The following is a 20,736-nucleotide window of genomic DNA, read 5'->3' on the forward strand; positions in this document are numbered from 1 at the left end:
TCCCCTTTATATTGAGCTAAGCCATGTACAAAATATAGCAATCAAAATCTTGGAGGATTTTGATAAGAATTTTCAGCACAGGGATGTGATGTAAATTCTGGTGCGTTAAGTATTTTGGGAGTGGCGCAGGCAGTCACGCGAAGCGTGGCCTCAATATACGGGTGGTCTTCTTTTGGTTACTTTTCTTGACCACGCAAGAAAAGTAACTCGCTGAGTAGCGAAAACATTAATGTAGGAGTGGTAAAAGTCACTGGATACCGTGGTCAAGCCACGGTATGACGGAACAAAAATAAACAGGGAAAACTAACCCAGACGGCTTTTGATTTTTCCGCTGACTTGTCCCATATCGGCACGGCCTTGTAATTGTGGCTTTAAAATGCCCATTACTTTGCCCATGTCTTTGATGGATTCTGCGCCGGTGCTGCTGATGGCTTGCTCGATAAGTTCGGCAATTTCGTCATCAGTGAGTGGCTTTGGAAGGAATTCCTGGAGAACTTCGATCTCGGCGTGTTCGACGTCGGCTAGTTCTTGGCGGCCTGCATCTTCGTATTGCTTGATCGATTCGCGACGCTGTTTGACCATTTTATCTAGGATGGCAAGGATCGCGGTATCGTCTAACTCGGCTCGAGTATCGACTTCGACTTGTTTGATAGCAGACAGGATTAAACGGATGGTTGACAGGCGGGCCTTATCTTTGGCGCGCATGGCATCTTTCATGGCTTCTTTTATTTGATCATTAAGAGCAGACATGTGTTAATCCTTTATAGCTAATAGAATTTAGGCTCTTCTCTAGCTTCCTAAAGAAAAGCCCAAACAACTATTAATACAAGCGGATACGACGAGCGTTTTCGCGAGATACTTTTTTCGCTGCACGTTTTACTGCCGCAGCTTTTTCGCGCTTACGAACAGATGTTGGCTTCTCGTAGTATTCACGCTTACGAACTTCAGCCAAAATACCTGCTTTCTCGCACGAACGCTTGAAGCGACGTAATGCAACGTCAAATGGCTCGTTTTCTTTAACTCTTACGCTTGGCATTAAAAATCACCTAACCTTAAAATGTATGTTTATTAAAAAGTAAATAAAATCAGTACGTTACCATTGGCGAAACGAGAGAATCACCAAGAGGGCGCAAATTTTAATCATTTTTTGATCAAAAAGCAAAGATAAACCCATTAAATATTGATTTAATCCGGACTTAGAGTCGGTATGAGATATGGGGACGAAACTCGCTAAATAAAGCAAAGTCCATTAAAATTGCCGATTCTTTGGTGACCACTTAAGTCATCCTGGTAATTAATCTGCTTATATAAGGTAGTAACTTCATGAAAATCCTTGGTATTGAAACATCCTGTGATGAAACCGGTATTGCTATTTATGATAGCGAGCAGGGCATTATTGCAGATGCGTTGTTTAGCCAGGTGAAGCTGCATGCTGAATATGGCGGAGTGGTCCCTGAACTGGCTTCCCGTGACCATGTGCGCAAGACGATTCCGTTGATTAAAAAGGTTATGGCTGACTCAGGGTGTACGCCTGCTGATATCGACGCCATTGCCTACACCAAGGGCCCAGGCCTGATTGGGGCGCTGTTTGTCGGTGTCGGTATTGGTCGAAGTCTCGCTTATGCCTGGGATGTGCCAGCGATTGGCGTGCATCATATGGAAGGGCACTTGTTAGCACCGATGCTGGAGGATGATAAACCGGAATTCCCGTTCGTCGCTTTGTTGGTGTCAGGTGGGCATTCAATGCTGGTTGATGTGCAGGACCTTGGGCAGTACACCATTCTCGGTGAATCGATTGATGATGCGGCTGGCGAAGCCTTTGATAAGACGGCGAAAATTATGGGACTGGGTTATCCCGGTGGGCCAGCTTTGGCAAAGCTGGCGGAAAAAGGGCGTCCCGGGATCTATAAATTACCTCGTCCTATGACTGATAGGCCTGGACTGGATTTCAGTTTCAGCGGTTTGAAAACCGCAGTAGCCAATTTGTACCGTGATTCAGACAAGTCGCAACAGGATCTGGCTGATATTGCCCATGCTTTTCAGGAAGCCGTAGTGGATACTATTTATATCAAGTGTCGCCGTGCACTTGAACAGACAGGTTACAGGGCTCTGGTGGTTTCAGGTGGAGTAAGCGCCAACATTTCATTGCGCGAAAAGTTGTCTCATTTACTGGAAAGTAAAGGTGGAAAAGCCTATTACCCGAGACTGAAATTCTGCACCGATAATGGCGCAATGATAGCTTATGCCGGCTATTGTCGTTATCAGGCTATCCTTAAACAACAAGGGCAGTTTGAAGAGTCAGTGATTCGGGCACAACCACGGTGGCCGATAGCGGATTTGGGTTAGACTTTTTTTAAAATCAATTACAACATGGAGTAAAGAAATGAATATTGATGCGACTTTGGCTGTAAACGTAATATTTGTGTGGGTTTTGATTGCCACCCCTTTGGCCTATTATTTGGCAAAGACTCGGGTTAAAAGTGTTATCCCTGTAACTATCGTTCATTTTTTTCTGGCGTTTGTTCCACCGTTAAGCCTTATAGCACTGGTTATATTGAGCTTTATGAAGGAAAAAAACGCTGGCTCCACACCATCTGAGCAATCATAAGTTTTTAAGATTGAAGGATGGGTTACGGCTAGCGCCTGAGCCTTCTTCTACAGTCACATCACGGGCCTACATCAAGCATCATTCGTAGGGGCGACCTGCAGTCGCCCGATCCAATGTTGGAAGGCAACTCGTTCCGAGTCTTTTCCAACCTACAGGAAGATTATGCCGCCCAGTAAGTTTTAGATACGGCCCCAGGTTCGCAGCCTTCGGATGCTTTGCCTTTGATTGCTTACAGGCAATTCCAGTATCTCTTCTGCGGTCAATCCGTTCAGCGGGTTGCTGGTCGGAAGCAGACTATATTCTTTTTGGATTCTATAGCTTTCCAATGTATGCCGGATGGTTTTGTCAAAGCGCTTGAGTCTGGTTTCATCCACCTGTGAGCGAACCTGTTGCAGGCTTGATATGAAGGTTTGCTGACTACTGGTGTCAAGGCGAGGCTTTTCATTGTGTTGCTGACAGCCGGCTGTGATCCCAGTGCTGAAAATGAGTCCAATAAGTACTAATCGTGTTACTCCATTCATCCTTTTTCTCCGTTGCTATATGCTTCAATATCTTGCTGTTATGTTATATCGCAAGTTTGTGTCGTTAATTTTTAATTATTGTTGTCGTTGTATGACCGTTAAAAAAGCCGACTCGAAAGAGCCGGCGGGTTCACTGAAAATCAATCAGCGAGGGGTAGTTTCTATCTACTTTATGACTATGTCTTAAACTTCCTAATTCTGAACAACTGTATGTGTTTTGCGGCTGTTGATGTCCTGAATGACCCAGCCTAGGCTTTTGTCGTTGGCACGCATATAATCTTCTGCAGTCAGCTCAATCGCTACATCAGGGAAGACCGCGTCCATTTCACCATCTTTAAAACGGTACATTCTTTTAGAGTAGGTCACGATCAGGCCTGAGTTTGGCAGGTTGAATTGCCACATATCCTGATAGCCGCTTGGTTTTGAACCTGTCGGCTGGCCAACCAGGGTTGCATTAAGTAACTGAGAAAATTGAGCCGCGTTGGACATGGCCGCTGAATAGGTGTTGTTGTCGATCATGACATAAACACCTGACTTCCAGTTGATGCTGTTAGCAAGTACTAACACCTGTGCTAACTTAAGTCCTATAAAGAAGTCGCCACCTTGATTGCCGCGTAGGTCAATGATCAGGTTTTCGGTTCTGTAGTGATTGATGAAGCGCAATAACTCAGCTGACATCTCGTCCATTTTGGACATGGAGCTGTATTTTTCAAAGTTAATGTAAACAGTTTTGCCTTTGTCGGCAGCCCCATACCAGAGGTGATCATCAACACCCCCATAAGGTTTGAAAGGTAGTTTTTGCTTAAAATTGATGCGCTGCGTAATTTGATTCTGAGTACTGGCAGCCATGTTGTATTTGAAGTTTTGGTCAAAGTTCTTGAAGGTAAATTCAACCGAATCCAGGCTGTCGATAACACCGAAGCCACGTAATAGCTCGGCGGTTAACATATAGTCAGCTACTCGAATGGGGGTTGAGTACTCGTTTTCAGCAAATGGCACAATCTGTGCGAACAGCTCATAGACTTTTTCGATGGGCGTATCGTTAATCGCCACCAGTTGATTACCAATCAGGTTGGCGTACTCATTGGATGAGCCAGTCACAAGCACTTCATTATTAATGACTTTCAGCTCGAGCGGGAACTTGTGTAACTGCTGATCCCATAGTGGAATCGTAGTGTGGCCATCACCGACTTTGTGGGTCAGGCGCATCAGCTCAATAATGATTTCTTCATGAGTCAGCGCAGGAAGCTGGCTTTTGATGGTGTTGATTTCGCGCTCGAAATCTTTGTAGGTAAGCTTGTGGTAGAGATCGATATGCTTTTCTTCAAGGATTCTCCAGTATGCATCAATGTCCTGACTCCATTTTTCGGCAGCCACCTGATCAACAGCGCTGGCAGTATTAACGGTCAAGGCCGCCAATAGGGGTAGCGCGAAGAGAGCGGATAATGCTTTATTACTGAAAAACTTCATTTGGACCCTCCTGGTCGGTTACCTAATTGAAGAAGTTGTATTAATCACTAAAACTGTCAGGATTTTTTACATCTGTATGATGCTTATAATATACCTGTCAGAATTTTTTACAACTAATTCCATCCATAAAATGTAAAAAAGTTTGACACTTTTCTCGAAAGTTTCTTTCTCCTGTTAGAGAATTGTCTAATATTTAACCATGTAAGCATCGATCTAGTGTTAATATCAAATGAACTTTGCCGATCAAATGTAAAACTTGCTTGAGAACAGGGCGAGTTCGCAATTTTGAGAAATGATTATATTAAAAACAATGAGTTAGGTAAGGCGCAGCCGATGTCTGACTAATTGTACGATCATGACGATGGCAACGGATGCAAACATCAGAATGGCGAAATTTAGCGGTGTACCATCGAACAATAGGGCCAGAATTGGTCCGGCAAGGGCGCCGCTACCAAAGCGTAAGGTGCCGATCACTGCAGTGGCAGTACCGGTTTGCTGGGGGAATTGATTGAGAATCAGGCCATCTGAATTAACCGTTATCAGCGCCAGCGAGCCAATTAACGGGAATAAAGCAGCCACAGTCCAATACAAAGCCCAGTCAAATAGGGTGATCAGCAGCAGGCTCAGGGCGAAGATATTGGCGATAACCGTGCCAATCATTAGCATTCTGGCGGAGCCAGCCCGCTCAACGGTTCGTGTATTAATGATGTTGGTGATCATTAATGCGACCACATTGGCGCCAAACAAGATACTGAATTTCCCTTCGGTCACACCAAAATACTCAATATAGACGAAGGAAATGGTGGTGATATAGCAGAAGAAGCCAAAAGAACCCATCATGGAGCTGATGATGTTAAGTCTGGAGGCTGGATGACTGAAGACCAGCTTGTAGTTACTGGCGAACTCATGCAGCCATTTACGATTCGAGCGCAAAGGAAGGCCGTGCGGTAGTTTCCAAAAGACCAACAGTAGAATCAGAATCGCATATCCGGCAAGGCTCAGGAAAATGGTGCGCCAGGCCGATAGTTCCAGAATAAAGCTGCCAATACCGGGGGCGATCATCGGCGCCACCATCATAATCAGGCTGACGTAAGACAAACCTTTTGCAGTGTGCTCTTTATACAGATCACGAATAATGCCCGGCACAACCACCGTAGCGCCGCTACCGAAGGCTGCCTGTACGAAGCGATAAGCCAGGAATTGATTCACCGACTCGGTAAAGGCCAGTAGCAGGGAAGTGATAATAAAGCCGGTCAAACCGACCAGCGCAACCTTGCGCCGGCCAATGCGGTCAGCGATAGGACCGAACAACATCATGCCCAGCGCATAACCGGCGAGGTAGAGGCTCAGCGAAACCTGAATCGCGCTTGATGTAGTACCTAACTCTTTGGCGATAATTGGCATTGCTGGCAAGTACATATCAATAGCCAGTGGTGTGATAGCCACCATTGAGGCAAGCAGAGGTAACAGGTGCGCTATATTGATGTTATTGCGGGTCATTGCTTCTCTTATCAGTAATTTTGCGTTCGGTGCCGTTCCACAGGTTTCGGATGTTGCGATGATGTCTGGCGGTTAATATCAGGAACATGGCAAACAGTGGAAAGAAGTACCTATGATCCAGATAAAAACCGAAGGCGGCAACAGCAAAACTGGATAGTATGGATGCCAATGATGCATAACGGGTAAAGAAAGCGGTCACTAGCCAGGTCACAATGCAGTAGGCGAGTAATAATGGCGACAGCGCCACCAGAGCACCAAAGTAGGTGGCCATGCCTTTGCCGCCCTTGAAGCCAAAATAGATGGGGTACAGGTGGCCGATAAATGCCATAAAGCCAACCCAGCCCAGATTTCGGTTGTGCAACTCTAGAGCATAACCAATCAGGATCGGAATAATCGCTTTCAGCATATCACCGAGCAGAGTAAAAATTGCCGCCTTTTTACCGCCCAGCCTGAGCACATTGGTCGCGCCGGGGTTATGCGAGCCAAAATCACGTGGATCCGGCAAGCCCATAATCCGACAGACAATAACCGCACTTGAGATAGAGCCAGTCAGATAGGCCAGCACCCAAAGAGCAACGATTTCCCATTCCATTGTTAATTATTATCCCTTGCGCAGTGTTTCGTGATCACAACAGCAGACATTAGCCAGACAAACTCCATCTTATTGACCGACGTTCTGGCCGGTGGAACCAAAGCGTCAGTGGATTTGTTATAGGATACTGTTATTTTTTAATCAGGTCATGGGAATAGTGCCAATTAGTTAAAACCAAAGCATGTTCATTAGGTTAATTAAATGATCGAACGGAGTTGTTTAAGAACTCATGTTCAGGCATACGCCAACAACCCCCATTTGATTGAGCTGAGTAGTAGCCAAGACATAGCAATTCAAAACAGGAAGTTTTGAATAGTAAAATTCGGGCCAAGGATGGAACGTATTTTACGGTGCGTTAAGTGGCTTGGTGGAGACGAGGGGTGTTGAGCGAAGCGAAACCTCAATCACGGGGTGGCCTTTTCTTTGGTACCTTTCTTTTAGCCATATAAAAGAAAGGTACTCGCCGAGGGGCGAAAAGGTAAGTTTAGGAATGTGTCTAGGTAATAGGTGGATTATCGGCTTTACGGAATAATGGATTAGGATTTGTCTTTCTATTACTTAAATGTCAACTTTAGAGTCCTATTTGTGTAATCAAATGCCCGTTTCTTTGCTATCCTATGGCCCACATCAAATTTAATCATGACATCAAGAGACGCGTGTGGACATCGTTTTTATTGAAGATTTAAAAGTAGATACGGTCATTGGGATTTACGACTGGGAACGACAAATCCGTCAAACCATCAGCATTGATCTGGAAATGGCGCATGATATTCAGCCTGCGGCACAGGAAGATACCATTGATAAGTGTCTTGATTATAAGTCGGTGGCCAAACGAATAATTGCATTCGTTGAAGAGTCAGAGTTTCAGCTGGTGGAAACCCTGGCGGAAAAAATCGCTGAGATTGTGCGTAATGAATTCAATGTGCCGTGGCTTAGATTAAAACTCAGTAAACCTGGCGCTGTTCGTGGCTCAAAGAATGTTGGCGTTATTATCGAGCGTGGCACCAAATAACTTATGGCTACCATTTTTATCAGTATCGGCAGTAATCAGGATGCAGCGCGTCAGATTCGTTTTGGCGTGCAGCGGCTTGATGAGATGTTCAGTTATTTAAAACTGTCGAAGGTCTATGAAAGTGAAGCGGTGGGTTTTGAAGGCGATAATTTTCTTAATCTGGTGGCAAGAGCGGAAACCCAGATGACCATTGCTCAGGTCGAGCAGATTTTTAAAGCGATAGAAAAAGAAGCCGGACGTCGTCGCGATGTGCCTAAGTTTAGCGATCGGGCTTTGGATATTGATCTGTTGCTGTATGACGACACTGTTTGCGATAAGCCAATCCGTTTGCCGCGTGGTGAGATCTTGCATCATGCCTTTGTGTTGCAGCCTTTAGCGGAAATTGAGCCAGATAGAAAGCATCCGGTTGTGCAGCAAAGTTACCAGGACTTATGGCAGGCTTTCGATAAGAAAGACCAGCAGAAACTGTGGGCCATTGATTTCGATTGGCAATCAGAAAAAGGTCAATAAGCATGAGTCAGCAGAAAGTTGCAATCATAACAGGCGGTGCCATTCGCGTAGGGCGAGCCATCGCACTGGAGTTGGCCAAGCAGGGCTTTGCCATTGCGTTGCACTATAATCATTCCGCTGAGAAAGCTCGGCAAACTGCCAGCGAGATTGAAGCACTTGGCGCTCGTGTTAAATTGATTCAAGCAGATTTAGGCAATCCAGACAGTTGTGCAGAGAGCATTAATCAAGCCAGAGAGTTGGGTGATTTAGCTATCTTAATCAACAGCGCTGCAATTTTCCCGGATAATGATACCTTGGCTGATGACCTGTCCCATTGGGATCAGGTGATGAATCTTAACTTGCGCGCACCACTGTTATTAAGTCAGGCGTTTGCGGCAAGCAAGCCCCAGCATGCTCATATCATCAATATCCTTGATGCCCGTATCAATCATCCGGCAGGTGACCACATTGTATATCGTTTGTCGAAAGCTGGACTGTGGCATTTGACCGAGTCGCTGGCGCGTGAATTGGCACCAGAGATTCAGGTTAATGGACTGGCGTTGGGCGCTATCTTGCCACCGCCAGGCGCAGATGCTGATCACTTTGCGCGCATGGCCGAGCAGATCCCGCTCAAGCGAACCGGCGATCCACAGGCAATTGCAGACGCGGTCGCATTTCTGATTCAACAATCCTTTATCACCGGCACGGTCATTCCGGTCGATGGCGGTGAGTTTCTCTAATGAAGATTATTTAAAGCTATGGTGCAATTTTTAAAGGACTATCCAACCTATTTTGACTGGCTAACGCAGCAGTGTCGGGCATTGAAAGTGCCTTCGGTTAATGGCGTGCAGGGCAAAGCCAGCTATCGCCTGAGTCAGACGATTGCCGGCGAAATAGAAAAAACAGGCGCAATTCCCTTCAGTCAGTTTATGCACCACGCTCTATATGAACCCGGTTTGGGTTATTACAGCGCTGGTAGCCATAAGCTTGGCGAGGGCGGTGACTTCGTGACGGCGCCTGAACTGTCGCCTTTATTTGCTCAGACTTTGGCCAAGAGTTTTGTCAAGATTTTTGCACAAAGCGAGGCGGCTGTATTAGAGCTGGGTGCTGGCAGCGGAGCATTTGCGGTAGAGCTGATGAAAGAGCTCGAAGCGCAGAACCAGCTGCCGCACAAATACGCAATTCTGGAAGTATCAGCAGATTTAAAGCAGCGCCAAAGACAGGCTATTGAGCAGGCTATTCCACACCTGGTTGATCGTTTCGAATGGCTGGATAGATTGCCTAGCCAGTTTGCTGGTGTGATCTTTGCCAATGAGGTGGCGGACGCCTTGCCAGTAGACCTGGTGCGAAAGCAAAAAGAGGCAGCGCAAAAGGCGCAGGTCAAGCTGGATGACTCTGGCTTCAGACTAAGCTGGCAGGACGCAGGCTCGATCCTGGAAATTAATCCCTATATACGCCAGTGGTCGCATGGTTACACCACCGAACATCACCTACAAACCGAATTCTGGTTAGCCGAACTGGTGGAGTCGTTGACCAGCGGCGCTTTAATCCTGATTGATTATGGCTATAGCGCCGATGAGTATTATGCTCCGCAAAGAACGCAGGGTACTTTGCAATGTTATTACCGTCAGCACAAACACAATGACCCGCTGATGTTGCCCGGATTGCAGGACATAACTGCTTCGGTTAACTTCAGTCAGCTGGCCTATACAGCACACAAGTTAGGTGCTGAGATTATCGGTTACTGCGAGCAAGCCCTGTTTTTGATGTCCAGTGGCATCGAAAGACAAGCCGCAAAGCTAGCCGAAACCCTCGGATCTGATACAATGGCGCAGGTTAAAATCAGCCAGCAACTCAAAAAACTGCTGATGCCGGACGAGATGGGCGAAAACTGCAAGGTCCTGATCGCCGCTAAAAATTGTCCCGTTCAACTAAAAGGTTTTGCGCTGAGCAACAAATTACACCGACTATGAACATCATCATTAAACTACTGATCACCATTGCGCTATTGTTGTTACCCCAACTGGCGTTTGCCGCCAGCAGCAAAGATAACTGGTACTGGCTGGTCGGCCTGGCTGTCATCAACTCAGCTGTAATATCAACCATCCTGGTCTGGAAAAGTAAAAAACTCGATACCTTCACCACCAAAGCCGTCGGCTTCGGTGCCTGGTTTTGGTTTTTGATTTTTATTCAGGTGATGTTGTATGGGTTTTATGTCGGCTTAACTAAGTAACTAATATTACTGGTTATTTTGTCGTTATGGTTTGTTGGATTGATATTGATATAAATTTTGATAAAAAAATTAACTTTTGTGTTTAATTTGAGTTTGGTTTTCGCCCCTCGGCGAATTACTTTCTCTTGCATGGCGACCAGCGGGAATGCCTTTGGTGCAAGAGAAAGTAATCAAAGAGAAGGCCACCCCGATATTGAGGTCATTCATAGAATGACTACCTTCGACCAGCTCTAGCTACTTAACGCACCGTAAAATACGTTCCATCCCTGGCCCGAATTTTACTATTCAAAACGTCCTGTTTTGAATTGCTATAGCTAGTTCTGGTCTCAGCTCAATATAAGGGGATTGTTGGTGCAAACCTGAAACAATTATTGATTATAATAAGGTCATAGTTTTATAGGTTGGGAAAGGATAAGAGTTGATAGTTTTTTTACTTAAAAAAATTGCACGAGATGTTTTTAGAAAGGTTCACGCAAAGATTAATGGCTAAATGTTTTTGTAATGGCCTTACCGGCACCTCCAATTACCCCTGGAGTTAGCCGAGCGAAGAAAAGCTATAGCGTAAATTGGGTAGGACGCCCAATTTAGCCAATTCGGAACAGGACGTTACGTATTGGCGGCGCGTTATTAGCTTTGATGAGCGAGGGGAGTGCAGAGCACCTAACGATTGGGGCGTCTTTTCTTTTCGTCCTTTTCTTTGGACGCGCAAAGAAAAGGACAATTATGTAATACTAACCTAACTATTAGATTGATATTAAAGTTATAGAAAAAAATTAACCGGAAAATAATATGGATTGGCTTCAAGCATTATTTCTAGCATTAATTCAGGGCTTAACTGAATTCCTTCCGATCTCGAGTTCGGCACATTTGATTCTTACGTCGAAGGTTTTGCAGTGGCAGGATCAGGGTTTGGCGTTTGATGTGGCGGTTCATGTGGGTACGCTGACGGCGGTGTTGGTTTATTTCCGTAAGGAAGTGGCTGAGATGATTAGTGCCTGGTTTAAGGCGGTGCTTGGTGGTAAGCCAACGCCTAATTCGCGTCTGGCCTGGGCGGTGATTTTCGGTACCATTCCTGTCGGTTTATTCGGTTTGTTTTTGGAAGCGTTTGATATTGTCGATCTATATCTGCGTGAGACTTATGTGATCGCAATTACCACCATTATTTTTGGTTTGTTGTTGTGGTATGCGGAGCGTCAATACAAGGGCAAATCGCCTGAGCAGTTTAAGGATGAGTATCAACTGCGCTGGCGCGATATTTTTGCTATTGGTGGTGCGCAGGCATTGGCTTTGATTCCCGGCACATCGCGTTCCGGTATTACCATGACTGCGGCGGCTTTATTAGGTTTTTCTCGTACTGCTGCCGCTCGCTATTCTTTCCTGTTATCGATTCCGGCGATTGTCCTGCCCGGTGGTTTGAAAGGTATTCAATTGGCTCAGGAAGGTGCTAAGTTCGATTGGGATTTTTTAATTTTAGGCATTGTGGTTTCGGCGCTGAGTGCTTTTGCCTGTATTCACCTGTTCCTGAAATGGCTTGAGAAGATCGGCTTTATGCCATTCGTCTGGTATCGCCTGATTCTCGGTGTGGTTTTATTCGCTATCGTATTTATGAGCTAAGAGCCCTTTTATTGCTTTTAGTCGAGCTCGGTCGATGGCTTCACCGAGCTTGGCTCCTTCATACCCCTTCTCAATTAGCGACTGAACATCAACCGTTTCAGATACCTTGAAGCATTGTCTGAGTAAACCAGCTTGCGGATAAGGCTTATCTTCATTACCGAGGCGTCCGTTAAAATCTGCTTCACAGGTCAGAATAAAGGCTTCTAAAAAGTCAGGATTGCGATAAGCGCTCAGGCCTTTCAGCATTTTCAATATGGTACTGGGACGCAGCTCGAACATCTTATGACTATGCAAATGATAGCGTGATACCTGAGTCGCCAGCTGCTCATATACCTTGGGTATTTTTAATCGCTTACACAGTTTTTTGATCACAGGAATCCCTGACTCTTCATGTCCGCGGTGCTGTGGCCATTGTTCGCGAGGTGTAACCCCTTTGCCGAGGTCGTGCATGGCTGCAGCAAAACGGATTCGTATGTCAGTTGTTTTTTTTGCCGCCTGTTCTATGACCATCAGGGTATGAATGCCGGTATCAATTTCGGGGTGCCACTTTTCAGGATTGGGAATACCCCACAGGCAGTCCATTTCCGGCATCAGGACTGCCAGCGCACCGCATTGATGAAGCACATCAAAATAGACCTGGGGTGATTCGGTGGCTAAAGCTTTTTCCGTTTCTGCCCATACTCTCTCAGGAGTGAGGTGTTTTAGTTCATCACCAAAGGAAAGCTCTTGCATTAGAGCAAAGGTTTCATCGGCAATAATAAAACCAAGGTGAGCAAAGCGGGCAGCAAAACGCGCCACGCGCAGCACCCGCAAAGGGTCTTCGGCAAAGGCTGGAGATACATGGCGCAGAATTTTGGCCTTGAGATCCTGCTGGCCCTGAAACGGATCGATAATGTTGCCCGCTTCATCCTCTGCCATGGCGTTAATGGTCAGGTCGCGACGGATCAAATCCTGTTCCAGAGTAATATCAGGTGAGAAGTCGACGTTAAAGCCTTTGTAGCCCTTGCCGGACTTGCGCTCGGTTCTGGCCAGTGCATATTCTTCGCCAGTTTTTGGATGCAGATAGACAGGAAAATCTTTGCCCACTTCTTTGAATCCCTTGGCCAGCATCTGCTCAGGAGTCGCGCCAACCACCACATGGTCGTGATCGACAACCCTGAGTCCGAGTAATCTGTCTCTAACTGCGCCACCAACCAGGTAGATTTGCATATTGGCCTTATCGAATGAGCGAAAGGAGCTATTTAATACAGCTTCTAGCGTCTTTACTTTGTGCAATACAGTTTAGCAAAGAGCGGTCTTGAGATTCAGCTTTTCTGCAATTATCAGGGCTGGTGATGAGTTTTAAATCATCGAGTTTGGCCAGCCGTTGAGCAAACTGTTCATCATTAATCTCTTTTTTGGCCAGTTTTTCCACTAATTCACCGCGATACAGTGGCTCGGTATGCTTAAGATTATCAATGGCCGCCTGACATTGACCCGCAGTCAGCGGTGTCTGTCTCTGTGAACGAGGCATGCTGGTAACGGTCAATTTGCTACTATCGACTTTTTGCTCTTCGACTTTAATGGATTGATCTTTAGGAGGTTTGTCTGAAAAGTGGAGCTTGCCATCCTTGTCTTTCCATTTGTAAATTTTGCCTTCATAAGCCTTGCTACCTGCGGTGAGGCAGAGCATGATAATCAAAGTAAATGTGAGTAAAAGTCCGTGCATCTTCACACGCTATCCCTTAGATTGAGAGGTATTAATTTATGGGTCATAATATGCAAAGCACAATAACTATACAATATTCAATAGGGAACTTTGGGAAATAGGCCAGATATGTATAACGATTTCTTTGGATTAAAAGAAACACCCTTCACAATCGCGCCCGATCCTCGTTATCTGTTTATGAGCGAGCGGCATCGTGATGCCCTGGCGCACCTGTTGTATGGGATTGGTGCCGGTGGTGGTTTTGTACTGCTGACCGGGGAAGTAGGAACCGGTAAAACAACTGTTTGCCGCTGCCTGCTGGAGCAGTTGCCTGCCAATGTTCGTCTTGCCTATATTCTTAATCCAAAGCTCAATGCCATCGAGCTGATGGCGACCATGTGCGATGAGCTGGGCATTGAGTATGACCCCAAAGAATCGAGCCTGAAGGCTTTTACCGATTTACTGAGCCGTCGCTTGCTGGACAATCATGAGCAGGGTTTGAATACGGTGCTGATGATTGATGAAGCACAGAATTTAAGTGTGGAAGTTTTGGAACAGATACGCTTGCTGACCAATCTTGAAACCAATCAGAAAAAGCTATTACAGATCATCTTAATTGGTCAGCCTGAATTACAGGAGTTGCTGGCCAAAAAAGAGCTGCGTCAATTGGCTCAACGAATTACTGCCCGATATCACCTTCGTCCTTTATCCCTTAACGAAACCAAATCGTACCTTGAACATCGCTTACGAATTGCTGGCGTCATGCGTCCGGTTTTTAAAGGCAAGGCGATTAAGTTGATTCACAAGGCAAGTGCTGGCATTCCGCGCCTGATTAACGTCATCAGTGATCGTGCCATGCTGGGTGCCTTTGCTGAAAATCTGCATCACGTGGATGTGCGAACGGTTAATAAGGCAGTAACTGAAGTGCTGGGTGACAAGGCAGACACGCAACAGAAAAGCTCTGTCATCAATCATTGGAAATGGGCCGTGCCTGCGCTTGTGGTTGGTTTAACCCTGGGCGTGACTGCCTGGTCGTTTGGTTTGTTCAGCGAGAAACAAGAAAACGTTTCTGAGTTAACAACAGAGCAACCAGTTGTCAGTCAGAGCAAACAGCAAGTGACCGACTCAGACACTAATGTGGAGATAAACGAGTTAAGCCTGCCCACGGCAGAAGAATCCCTGTTAAACAGTTCCATCAGTAAAAGTCCAAGTGAGCTGGCGGAAGAGTTCTGGGGTGAGCAAAGCTGGGATCGTAGTGGCGCTATTGCCAAGCAAAATTTGCTCGCCCTGTGGGGTGTCAGTTATCTGCCGTTTCAGTCGACCGATGCTTGTGCTTATGCGGCAACTTATAACCTGGGTTGTGATCAGGGAACTACCAACTGGAAGTTTTTAACCCAGTTGAATCGTCCGGCAAACTTAAAATTTACAACCTCGCAGGGTGGCGATTTCTGGGGTACCTTGATTAAAATTGAGGAGCAGTCTGTGGTGATGCAGTTTGGTGATAACCAGGTCACCATTGAGCGGAAAAAACTCAACCCTATGTGGACGGGTGAGTATCAACTGTTCTGGAAAAAACCTTCTGGCTTTAGAGAGCCGGTTGGTATCGGTGGTCGTGGTACTGAAGTTGTCTGGCTGACCCGTTTCATTGAAAGCTCAGACGGTATCAGTCTGGAGCCAGCTAATCTTTTCACTGAACAGGTCGCAGATTGGTTAGCCCTGTTTCAGATGGAGCATGGATTGGTTTCTGACGGTATTCTTGGTAAGCATTCAATCATGATGATTAACAATTTTGCAGAGCCCGGTATTCCGAAGCTGTATGTGGAAAATCTACAGGTGCAAAACTGATGTCTTATATTCTAGATGCGATTAAAAAAACCGAATCAGGCCAGAAAGATGGTGATGTGCCAAATCTAAGTAGTGAGCACCAGCATACCGCCTTTATGGAAGACACTGACAATAAGCGATGGATTTTTCCGCTTTTGGTAGTTATTGCCATTCTGGCTGCCGTTGTGATCTGGTTATTGTTGAAGCCTGAGCACCAGCTGCCGGTTTCAGAGTCAGTAGTAATGAATCATCAACCCGTAGCTCAAGAGAGGCAGCCGCAGCTGACACCAGCAGAAACAACAACACAGGAAGCTGCGCCCGTTGAACAAATAAAGAGTCAGTCAGATAGGCTTACAAGCAATCCTCAATTGGTCATTAAAAAAGCTCCGCTGGAAGTTAAGCAGCCGGTGGTGCAAAAGCAACCAGAATCGGTTGTGGAAACGGTCAGTCGCCGTCCGGTAACCGAAGTGGTGCAGGACAGTGTGCAACAACCAGTTGAGGTAGCAAAAAGTAATAATAGTGAACCAGTGTTTTTAGCAGCAATCGATCATGATCATTGGCCCACCCTGATTTACACCACCCACATTTATGCAACCGAACCAGGCGATCGTTTTGTTATGCTTAATGGTAAGGCATACAGCATTGGTGACACCATTACCAAAGGGATGGTGATTGCAGATATTATGGAGAATGACTTGCTGGTGGAATACCAGGGACAGAAAGTGATTGTCCCTGGTTTGACTGATGTTAATCCGTGATGGCCTGCTCAGAATTTTGTTGAGATTGTTCAACTAAATTTTCAATATCTTCTGGACGCATAATACTGGTTATCAGGTAGCTTTCTGCTAATAGCATCTTGGCAGTATCTTGAATTTGCTCAGCAGTAACTTTGTCTAAACGTTCCATATAATAAGTGAAATAGTAGTAGTCTATACTTTCACGTTCATATAAAACAATCTGTCCTAACCAGAAGCTGTTATTCTGTTGACCCTCAGCAAAAGCAACCCGTCGTTGCTGTTTGATATTGTCCAGTTTGTCCTGCGGCAGCGGTTCAATTAAAGTCTTCTTGATAACCTCTTGAATGGTATCGATAAGCAATTGTTCGCGACCCGGTTCAGCATTAAAGCTGACGCTTAACTTAAACCATTCGACGGGATAACGATCAATACCAGCACCGACACCTATAGAATAGACCTCGCCGAGCTCTTCTCTAAGCTTTGCCTGCAGCTCCTGCTGTAGCAATTCTTCATAGAGTCCAAGGCGGAATCGTGTCTCGGGAATGTAGTTGTCAATTGGCTTGTGGTATTGCAAGTGAACTTTGGTTTTTTCATCTAAAGCCGTATCGCGCGAGAAGTGGATATCGCGTTGTACTGTGCGAATATTTTCATCACGCCAGCTTTCAGTTTCTTCGCTTGCTGGAAGGCTGGCGATGTACTGCTCAATAAGTGGTTCTATTTCTTCAGGCTTGATATTGCCGGTAATGACAAAGGTAAAGTTATTGGCTTTTGAGAAACGTTGTTTATAAAAATCCAGAGCTACCTTGTGATCAATTTTCTGTGCTTCATCAACAGACCATGGCTGCGATTTCGGATGATCATTAGTAACCAATAAATGAAGCTCATCAGCATAGAGCTGTTCTGGATCGTTAAGACGATTACGCTGATATTGGATAACAGACTCTTTATAATTCTCCGCAACCACAGGATCAATTTTAGGTTGAGTGAAGTAGAGGTGGATTAATTGAAACATTAACTCCATATCTTTAGGAGCGCTGCTGGATGATAACTGAGAATAGTAGCGGCCAATATTTAAATTGAGCTGAACCGTTTTGTCTTGCAGTTTTTTACCTAAATCTGTTCGTGAGTAGTCTCCAATACCTGATGAAGCAACCAGTTTCGCTGACTCCATAGCTGAGCGTTGTTCTTCCTCACTGGCCAATGAATAGCCGCCCGGTGCGTAAGCCGCTAGCAGAACTTCAGTATTGGATAAGTCACTGGGTCTTATAATCACCGTTGCACCATTACTGAGTTGATATTTTATCGCATCAACGGCTTCAATAGTTGACTGCTCAAGAATCTCACCTTTTTCGGGAAGCGCAACCATTAATGGTGCATCAAGTTCGGATTCTTCGTAGGGAGCAACTTGAACAGGCTTCTCCAGCTGTGCATAAAGTTTGTGTTTCACGTCCGATGAAGGAGCTTCATCAACTGGAGCGTAAACAATGGTGGAGTGAAGTGGGTTGGAGACTAGCTGATTGAAGTGGGCAGAGACTTCTGCAGCGCTAATGGTTGGTAATAGTGTTTCCAGCAACACATGGCGCTGAACCGTTGAGAAATAATGTTCACCGTACAGGAAGTGCGACATATATCGGTCAGTCAGATGACTTGAGTGTATCGAGTCCATATCTTCTACAGCCAACAAGCTGCTGTTAAGTACTTCTTTGCGATAACGCTCAAGCTCAGATCCCAGGAAACCGTGCTGCTGAACACGTTTGATCTCTTCAAATAGACGGCTGTAACCCTGCTCAAACTGACCGTCCTTAGGAGTCACTGAAAAGTTAAACAGCAACTTGTCATTGCCTAATTGTGAATAGCCAAGACCAGCGCTTTCAAAGGGCTTTTCTGCACTATCAGACAACTCATACATTCGCTTATTGAAAAGGCTGACAATGATTTGATTCAGCAATCGGTAGCGTAGGGCATCAAAGTCATCCAGGATAACACTACGGGTTTGATAGCGTATATTCAGAGAACTGCTGAGGATTTCCTGATCGGTTATGATTTCAAAGTCAGCTTCAGTTTTTGCAGGGATTAGATATTCCTGAGGTTTGATGCTGTTGGATGGTTTGATCTGACCGATAGTGTTATTGAAAAATTTGACAGCATTTTCAGGATCAACATCGCCAGTAATAATCAACGCCATATTGTGCGGCTGATACCACTTCTGATAGAAGGCTCTAAGATCTTCGGCGGTCATCGTGTTCAGGGTTTCATCAGTACCAATTGGCATTCTTTTACCATGTCTGGCATCGCCAAAATTGATAGGTGTCAGCACTTCTGATAGTCGCTCGCCTAAACCTTTGCGAGCGCGTTTTTCTGAAAGTATCACCTTACGTTCTTTCTCAACTTCTTCCGGATCAAATTTGACTCCTGTTATCCAGTCGTCAAGAATTAATGAAATAGTTGACCAGTTATCCGGATTGTCAGTTGGGATTTCCAAATGATAGCGAGTGCTATCAAAACTGGTGAAAGCATTGATATCGGAACCGAAACTCATGCCAAGGCTTTCCAGAGTGGTCACCAGATCATTTTTATTAAAATGGGTTGAACCATTAAAGGCCATGTGTTCGACGAAGTGGGCGGCTCCACGTTCGTGATCCTCTTCCTGCAGCGAGCCGACATTCAGCAATAAGGTAATGTAGGCACGTTCCTTAGGCTTGGCATTTGGATGAATGTAGTAACGAATACCATTCTTAAGTTCACCTGTGGTGACCTCTGGTGATAAGGGAAGTCGGTTATTGTCTGCACTGGGCGTAAGGGTCTGACAAGATGTCAGCAAAATAATACAGAGCAGCATTAAGGCAGCTTTGGTATTCGTCAAAATAGTTGTTAAATGTCTCATCAATGTTTCCAAAAGGTATCAATGCCCCACAGTATTATAGTTCAGCAAAAGGGGTGTCGTTTACTAAGTAGCGAGGTAACGAGTTTTTCAATTTGTTGCCCAGATTTTTAGCCAGGCCAATCACAACACCTTGATAACGGATTGCTACTTCGCCTTTTTTCAGTGCGCTTGTCTTGCCGATTGAAATATCGCGCCCCTGATAATACTCGACAGCCTGTTGGTCATTGAGTTCATAAGTTTGCTGGCTTAACTGTGGGCCAAAGGCGGTAATAGCCTGATGTTGCAGGCGATAACCACTGCGATGGCTTTCTGCCAGTTTAACACCAATCCGGTCCATCCTGAGTTTACCAATCAGTTTTTCGATACCTGCCGGGAAGTACCAGATTTCATTAGCGCGTTGCCACAGCTGTTGCTTGATTGAATCCAAAGACCAACCCAGCGCTGCGCAGTGTTTGGCCAGTTCGCTGTAATCTTTTTTTGCCAGCTTGGTAAAAGGAAAACGCGAACCCAGATCACTGTCCAGCGCCAGCTCTTCTTCAATCGGTGCTTCATTTTTCCTGAAGCAGGCAACGAAGAAGCCTTCGCTGTCAAACAGGTGTGGGTAAACGTGTAGATAACCTTCTTCAGTCGCAACCTTGTCCGCGCCAGAAAATAATGCGTCAAGTGGAAAGGTCGATATCTTATCAGGATAAGTGTCTAGCAGATGCTGACACACCAGCTGGTTTTCTTCTTTCGACAGAGTACAGGTTGAATAGACCAATGTGCCGCCGGGTTTAAGTGCTTTAAAAGCGCTGATGATCAGTTCTTTCTGCAATTCAGACATGCTCAGAACACTGTCTAGCGACCAGCTGCTCAGCGCATCCGGATCTTTGCGGACAGTGCCTTCGCCGCCACAGGGTGCATCCAGCAAAATGGCATCAAAGGTTTCTGGAGTCAGTTCCCCGAACTGGCGACCATCATAATGGCATAGTACGCCATTGCTGACGCCGGTCCGTTCAAGATTGGCATACAGCGCCTTGATGCGGGAAGCAGAAAGTTCATTGGCCAACACCAGCCCTCGATTATTCATTTGCGCTGCAATCTGAGTGGTTTTCGACCCCGGAGCTGCCGCTACATCCAGCACCATATTTGGCTCAGGATGGGAGGCAAATAATGCCATGACAGGTAGCATGGAACTGGCTTCCTGAATATAAAACTGACCGGCCAGATGAGGCAGGAAGTTACCGAAGCCTTCCGGCAATGCCTTGTGTTCTTCGTTAATCCAGAAGCCGTCACTGCACCAGGGGATGGGTTCAAGCTGGTACCCTGCCTGTTGCCACTCTTTGAGCAAGGCGTCTTTATCGGCGCGTAATGAATTGATACGAATACTTTTGCGTAATGGTTTCTGGCTAAAATCGAGTAGCGCCTGTACGGCTTCCGAGTCATTAAGCTGCTGCGAGATATGCTGAATAAAGTCTTGTGAGATGTTTGTCATAAAGCTGTAGCCGTCACAGGCATTAAGTTGGCGAATAAAAAAAGGGCATCAAATGGTGATGCCCTTTAGTTTACCTTGAAACGGCTTAATC

At 45.7% G+C, this 20,736-nt stretch carries 20 protein-coding genes; 10 read left to right on the forward strand and 10 right to left on the reverse strand.

Going from position 1 to position 20,736, the window contains the following annotated elements:
• Nucleotides 1–303: 303 nt before the first annotated feature.
• Nucleotides 304–750: a GatB/YqeY domain-containing protein gene (locus tag HUJ19_RS07925; protein ID WP_290623195.1), complete on the reverse strand. Its 447-nt coding sequence runs from the start codon at nt 748–750 to the stop codon at nt 304–306.
• Nucleotides 751–820: 70 nt separating this feature from the next.
• Nucleotides 821–1,036: a 30S ribosomal protein S21 gene (gene rpsU, locus HUJ19_RS07930; RefSeq protein WP_290623199.1), complete on the reverse strand. Its 216-nt coding sequence runs from the start codon at nt 1,034–1,036 to the stop codon at nt 821–823.
• A gap of 287 nt (nt 1,037–1,323) precedes the next feature.
• Between rpsU and tsaD the strand changes: the two genes are divergently transcribed.
• A complete protein-coding gene (gene tsaD, locus HUJ19_RS07935) occupies nt 1,324–2,346 on the forward strand; it encodes a tRNA (adenosine(37)-N6)-threonylcarbamoyltransferase complex transferase subunit TsaD (protein ID WP_290623202.1) in 1,023 nt (340 codons plus the stop codon).
• A 37-nt stretch (nt 2,347–2,383) separates the two neighbouring features.
• Nucleotides 2,384–2,608 carry a hypothetical protein gene (locus HUJ19_RS07940; RefSeq protein WP_290623204.1) on the forward strand — a complete coding sequence of 75 codons (225 nt, stop codon included), beginning with the start codon at nt 2,384–2,386 and terminating at the stop codon, nt 2,606–2,608.
• Between the two features lie 179 nt (nt 2,609–2,787).
• On the opposite strand, the gene HUJ19_RS07945 is transcribed toward HUJ19_RS07940, so the two are convergent.
• The 4 genes from HUJ19_RS07945 to plsY form a co-directional block, all read right to left on the reverse strand.
• Nucleotides 2,788–3,129, reverse strand: coding sequence for a hypothetical protein (locus tag HUJ19_RS07945; protein WP_290623207.1), 342 nt, complete (start codon nt 3,127–3,129; stop codon nt 2,788–2,790).
• Between the two features lie 192 nt (nt 3,130–3,321).
• The gene (locus tag HUJ19_RS07950; RefSeq protein ID WP_290623209.1) at nt 3,322–4,599 is read right to left on the reverse strand and encodes a S41 family peptidase; all 1,278 of its coding nucleotides are present in this window, start codon (nt 4,597–4,599) and stop codon (nt 3,322–3,324) included.
• Between the two features lie 315 nt (nt 4,600–4,914).
• Nucleotides 4,915–6,099, reverse strand: coding sequence for a Bcr/CflA family efflux MFS transporter (locus tag HUJ19_RS07955; protein ID WP_290623211.1), 1,185 nt, complete (start codon nt 6,097–6,099; stop codon nt 4,915–4,917).
• Complete coding sequence (gene plsY, locus HUJ19_RS07960) at nt 6,086–6,691, reverse strand: glycerol-3-phosphate 1-O-acyltransferase PlsY (RefSeq protein ID WP_290623213.1); 606 nt, start codon at nt 6,689–6,691, stop codon at nt 6,086–6,088. Before plsY ends, HUJ19_RS07955 begins: the two co-directional genes overlap by 14 nt.
• Before the next feature lie 658 nt (nt 6,692–7,349).
• On the opposite strand from plsY, the gene folB reads away from it, so the two are divergent.
• From folB to HUJ19_RS07990, 6 genes are all read left to right on the forward strand, one after another.
• Nucleotides 7,350–7,703, forward strand: coding sequence for a dihydroneopterin aldolase (gene folB / locus HUJ19_RS07965; protein ID WP_290623215.1), 354 nt, complete (start codon nt 7,350–7,352; stop codon nt 7,701–7,703).
• Nucleotides 7,704–7,706: 3 nt separating this feature from the next.
• The gene (gene folK, locus HUJ19_RS07970) at nt 7,707–8,213 is read left to right on the forward strand and encodes a 2-amino-4-hydroxy-6-hydroxymethyldihydropteridine diphosphokinase (RefSeq protein WP_290623217.1); all 507 of its coding nucleotides are present in this window, start codon (nt 7,707–7,709) and stop codon (nt 8,211–8,213) included.
• A gap of 2 nt (nt 8,214–8,215) precedes the next feature.
• On the forward strand, nt 8,216–8,932 hold the full coding sequence (locus tag HUJ19_RS07975) for an SDR family oxidoreductase (RefSeq protein ID WP_290623218.1): 717 nt from the start codon (nt 8,216–8,218) through the stop codon (nt 8,930–8,932).
• An 18-nt stretch (nt 8,933–8,950) separates the two neighbouring features.
• Nucleotides 8,951–10,165, forward strand: coding sequence for an SAM-dependent methyltransferase (locus tag HUJ19_RS07980; protein ID WP_290623220.1), 1,215 nt, complete (start codon nt 8,951–8,953; stop codon nt 10,163–10,165).
• Entirely contained in the window at nt 10,162–10,425 is a 264-nt protein-coding gene (locus tag HUJ19_RS07985; RefSeq protein WP_290623222.1) for a hypothetical protein, read from the forward strand. The genes HUJ19_RS07980 and HUJ19_RS07985 overlap by 4 nt, the downstream gene beginning before the upstream one ends.
• A 789-nt stretch (nt 10,426–11,214) precedes the next feature.
• Nucleotides 11,215–12,039, forward strand: coding sequence for an undecaprenyl-diphosphate phosphatase (locus HUJ19_RS07990; RefSeq protein WP_290623223.1), 825 nt, complete (start codon nt 11,215–11,217; stop codon nt 12,037–12,039).
• Here HUJ19_RS07990 and HUJ19_RS07995 read toward each other — a convergent pair.
• Complete coding sequence (locus HUJ19_RS07995) at nt 12,013–13,248, reverse strand: multifunctional CCA addition/repair protein (protein ID WP_290623224.1); 1,236 nt, start codon at nt 13,246–13,248, stop codon at nt 12,013–12,015. The genes HUJ19_RS07990 and HUJ19_RS07995 overlap by 27 nt on opposite strands.
• Before the next feature lie 28 nt (nt 13,249–13,276).
• Nucleotides 13,277–13,747 (reverse strand): DUF4124 domain-containing protein, encoded by a 471-nt coding sequence (locus HUJ19_RS08000; protein WP_290623234.1) that lies wholly within the window; start codon nt 13,745–13,747, stop codon nt 13,277–13,279.
• Between the two features lie 108 nt (nt 13,748–13,855).
• Between HUJ19_RS08000 and HUJ19_RS08005 the strand changes: the two genes are divergently transcribed.
• Nucleotides 13,856–15,571 (forward strand): AAA family ATPase, encoded by a 1,716-nt coding sequence (locus HUJ19_RS08005; protein WP_290623226.1) that lies wholly within the window; start codon nt 13,856–13,858, stop codon nt 15,569–15,571.
• Entirely contained in the window at nt 15,571–16,308 is a 738-nt protein-coding gene (locus tag HUJ19_RS08010; protein ID WP_290623228.1) for a general secretion pathway protein GspB, read from the forward strand. The genes HUJ19_RS08005 and HUJ19_RS08010 overlap by 1 nt, the downstream gene beginning before the upstream one ends.
• Here HUJ19_RS08010 and HUJ19_RS08015 read toward each other — a convergent pair.
• Nucleotides 16,298–19,171: a pitrilysin family protein gene (locus HUJ19_RS08015; RefSeq protein ID WP_290623230.1), complete on the reverse strand. Its 2,874-nt coding sequence runs from the start codon at nt 19,169–19,171 to the stop codon at nt 16,298–16,300. The two genes, HUJ19_RS08010 and HUJ19_RS08015, sit on opposite strands and share 11 nt — an antisense overlap.
• Before the next feature lie 34 nt (nt 19,172–19,205).
• A complete protein-coding gene (gene rsmF, locus HUJ19_RS08020; protein WP_290623232.1) occupies nt 19,206–20,645 on the reverse strand; it encodes a 16S rRNA (cytosine(1407)-C(5))-methyltransferase RsmF in 1,440 nt (479 codons plus the stop codon).
• Nucleotides 20,646–20,736 lie beyond the last annotated feature (91 nt).

Origin of the sequence: Kangiella sp., assembly GCF_014762745.1 — a bacterium.
GTDB lineage: Bacteria > Pseudomonadota > Gammaproteobacteria > Enterobacterales > Kangiellaceae > Kangiella.

Excerpts from the sequence above, each read along its gene's own strand:
- HUJ19_RS07940 (WP_290623204.1), top strand. The coding sequence starts at position 2,384 with ATGAATATTGATGCGACTTTGGCTGTAAACGTAATATTTGTGTGGGTT.
- HUJ19_RS07955 (WP_290623211.1), bottom strand. The coding sequence starts at position 6,099 with ATGACCCGCAATAACATCAATATAGCGCACCTGTTACCTCTGCTTGCC.
- HUJ19_RS07950 (WP_290623209.1), bottom strand. The coding sequence starts at position 4,599 with ATGAAGTTTTTCAGTAATAAAGCATTATCCGCTCTCTTCGCGCTACCC.
- HUJ19_RS07980 (WP_290623220.1), top strand. The coding sequence starts at position 8,951 with ATGGTGCAATTTTTAAAGGACTATCCAACCTATTTTGACTGGCTAACG.
- HUJ19_RS08005 (WP_290623226.1), top strand. The coding sequence starts at position 13,856 with ATGTATAACGATTTCTTTGGATTAAAAGAAACACCCTTCACAATCGCG.
- HUJ19_RS08015 (WP_290623230.1), bottom strand. The coding sequence starts at position 19,171 with ATGAGACATTTAACAACTATTTTGACGAATACCAAAGCTGCCTTAATG.
- HUJ19_RS07995 (WP_290623224.1), bottom strand. The coding sequence starts at position 13,248 with ATGCAAATCTACCTGGTTGGTGGCGCAGTTAGAGACAGATTACTCGGA.
- folK (WP_290623217.1), top strand. The coding sequence starts at position 7,707 with ATGGCTACCATTTTTATCAGTATCGGCAGTAATCAGGATGCAGCGCGT.
- HUJ19_RS07985 (WP_290623222.1), top strand. The coding sequence starts at position 10,162 with ATGAACATCATCATTAAACTACTGATCACCATTGCGCTATTGTTGTTA.
- HUJ19_RS07945 (WP_290623207.1), bottom strand. The coding sequence starts at position 3,129 with ATGAATGGAGTAACACGATTAGTACTTATTGGACTCATTTTCAGCACT.
- plsY (WP_290623213.1), bottom strand. The coding sequence starts at position 6,691 with ATGGAATGGGAAATCGTTGCTCTTTGGGTGCTGGCCTATCTGACTGGC.
- HUJ19_RS07990 (WP_290623223.1), top strand. The coding sequence starts at position 11,215 with ATGGATTGGCTTCAAGCATTATTTCTAGCATTAATTCAGGGCTTAACT.
- HUJ19_RS08010 (WP_290623228.1), top strand. The coding sequence starts at position 15,571 with ATGTCTTATATTCTAGATGCGATTAAAAAAACCGAATCAGGCCAGAAA.
- rpsU (WP_290623199.1), bottom strand. The coding sequence starts at position 1,036 with ATGCCAAGCGTAAGAGTTAAAGAAAACGAGCCATTTGACGTTGCATTA.
- rsmF (WP_290623232.1), bottom strand. The coding sequence starts at position 20,645 with ATGACAAACATCTCACAAGACTTTATTCAGCATATCTCGCAGCAGCTT.
- tsaD (WP_290623202.1), top strand. The coding sequence starts at position 1,324 with ATGAAAATCCTTGGTATTGAAACATCCTGTGATGAAACCGGTATTGCT.
- HUJ19_RS07975 (WP_290623218.1), top strand. The coding sequence starts at position 8,216 with ATGAGTCAGCAGAAAGTTGCAATCATAACAGGCGGTGCCATTCGCGTA.
- HUJ19_RS07925 (WP_290623195.1), bottom strand. The coding sequence starts at position 750 with ATGTCTGCTCTTAATGATCAAATAAAAGAAGCCATGAAAGATGCCATG.
- HUJ19_RS08000 (WP_290623234.1), bottom strand. The coding sequence starts at position 13,747 with ATGCACGGACTTTTACTCACATTTACTTTGATTATCATGCTCTGCCTC.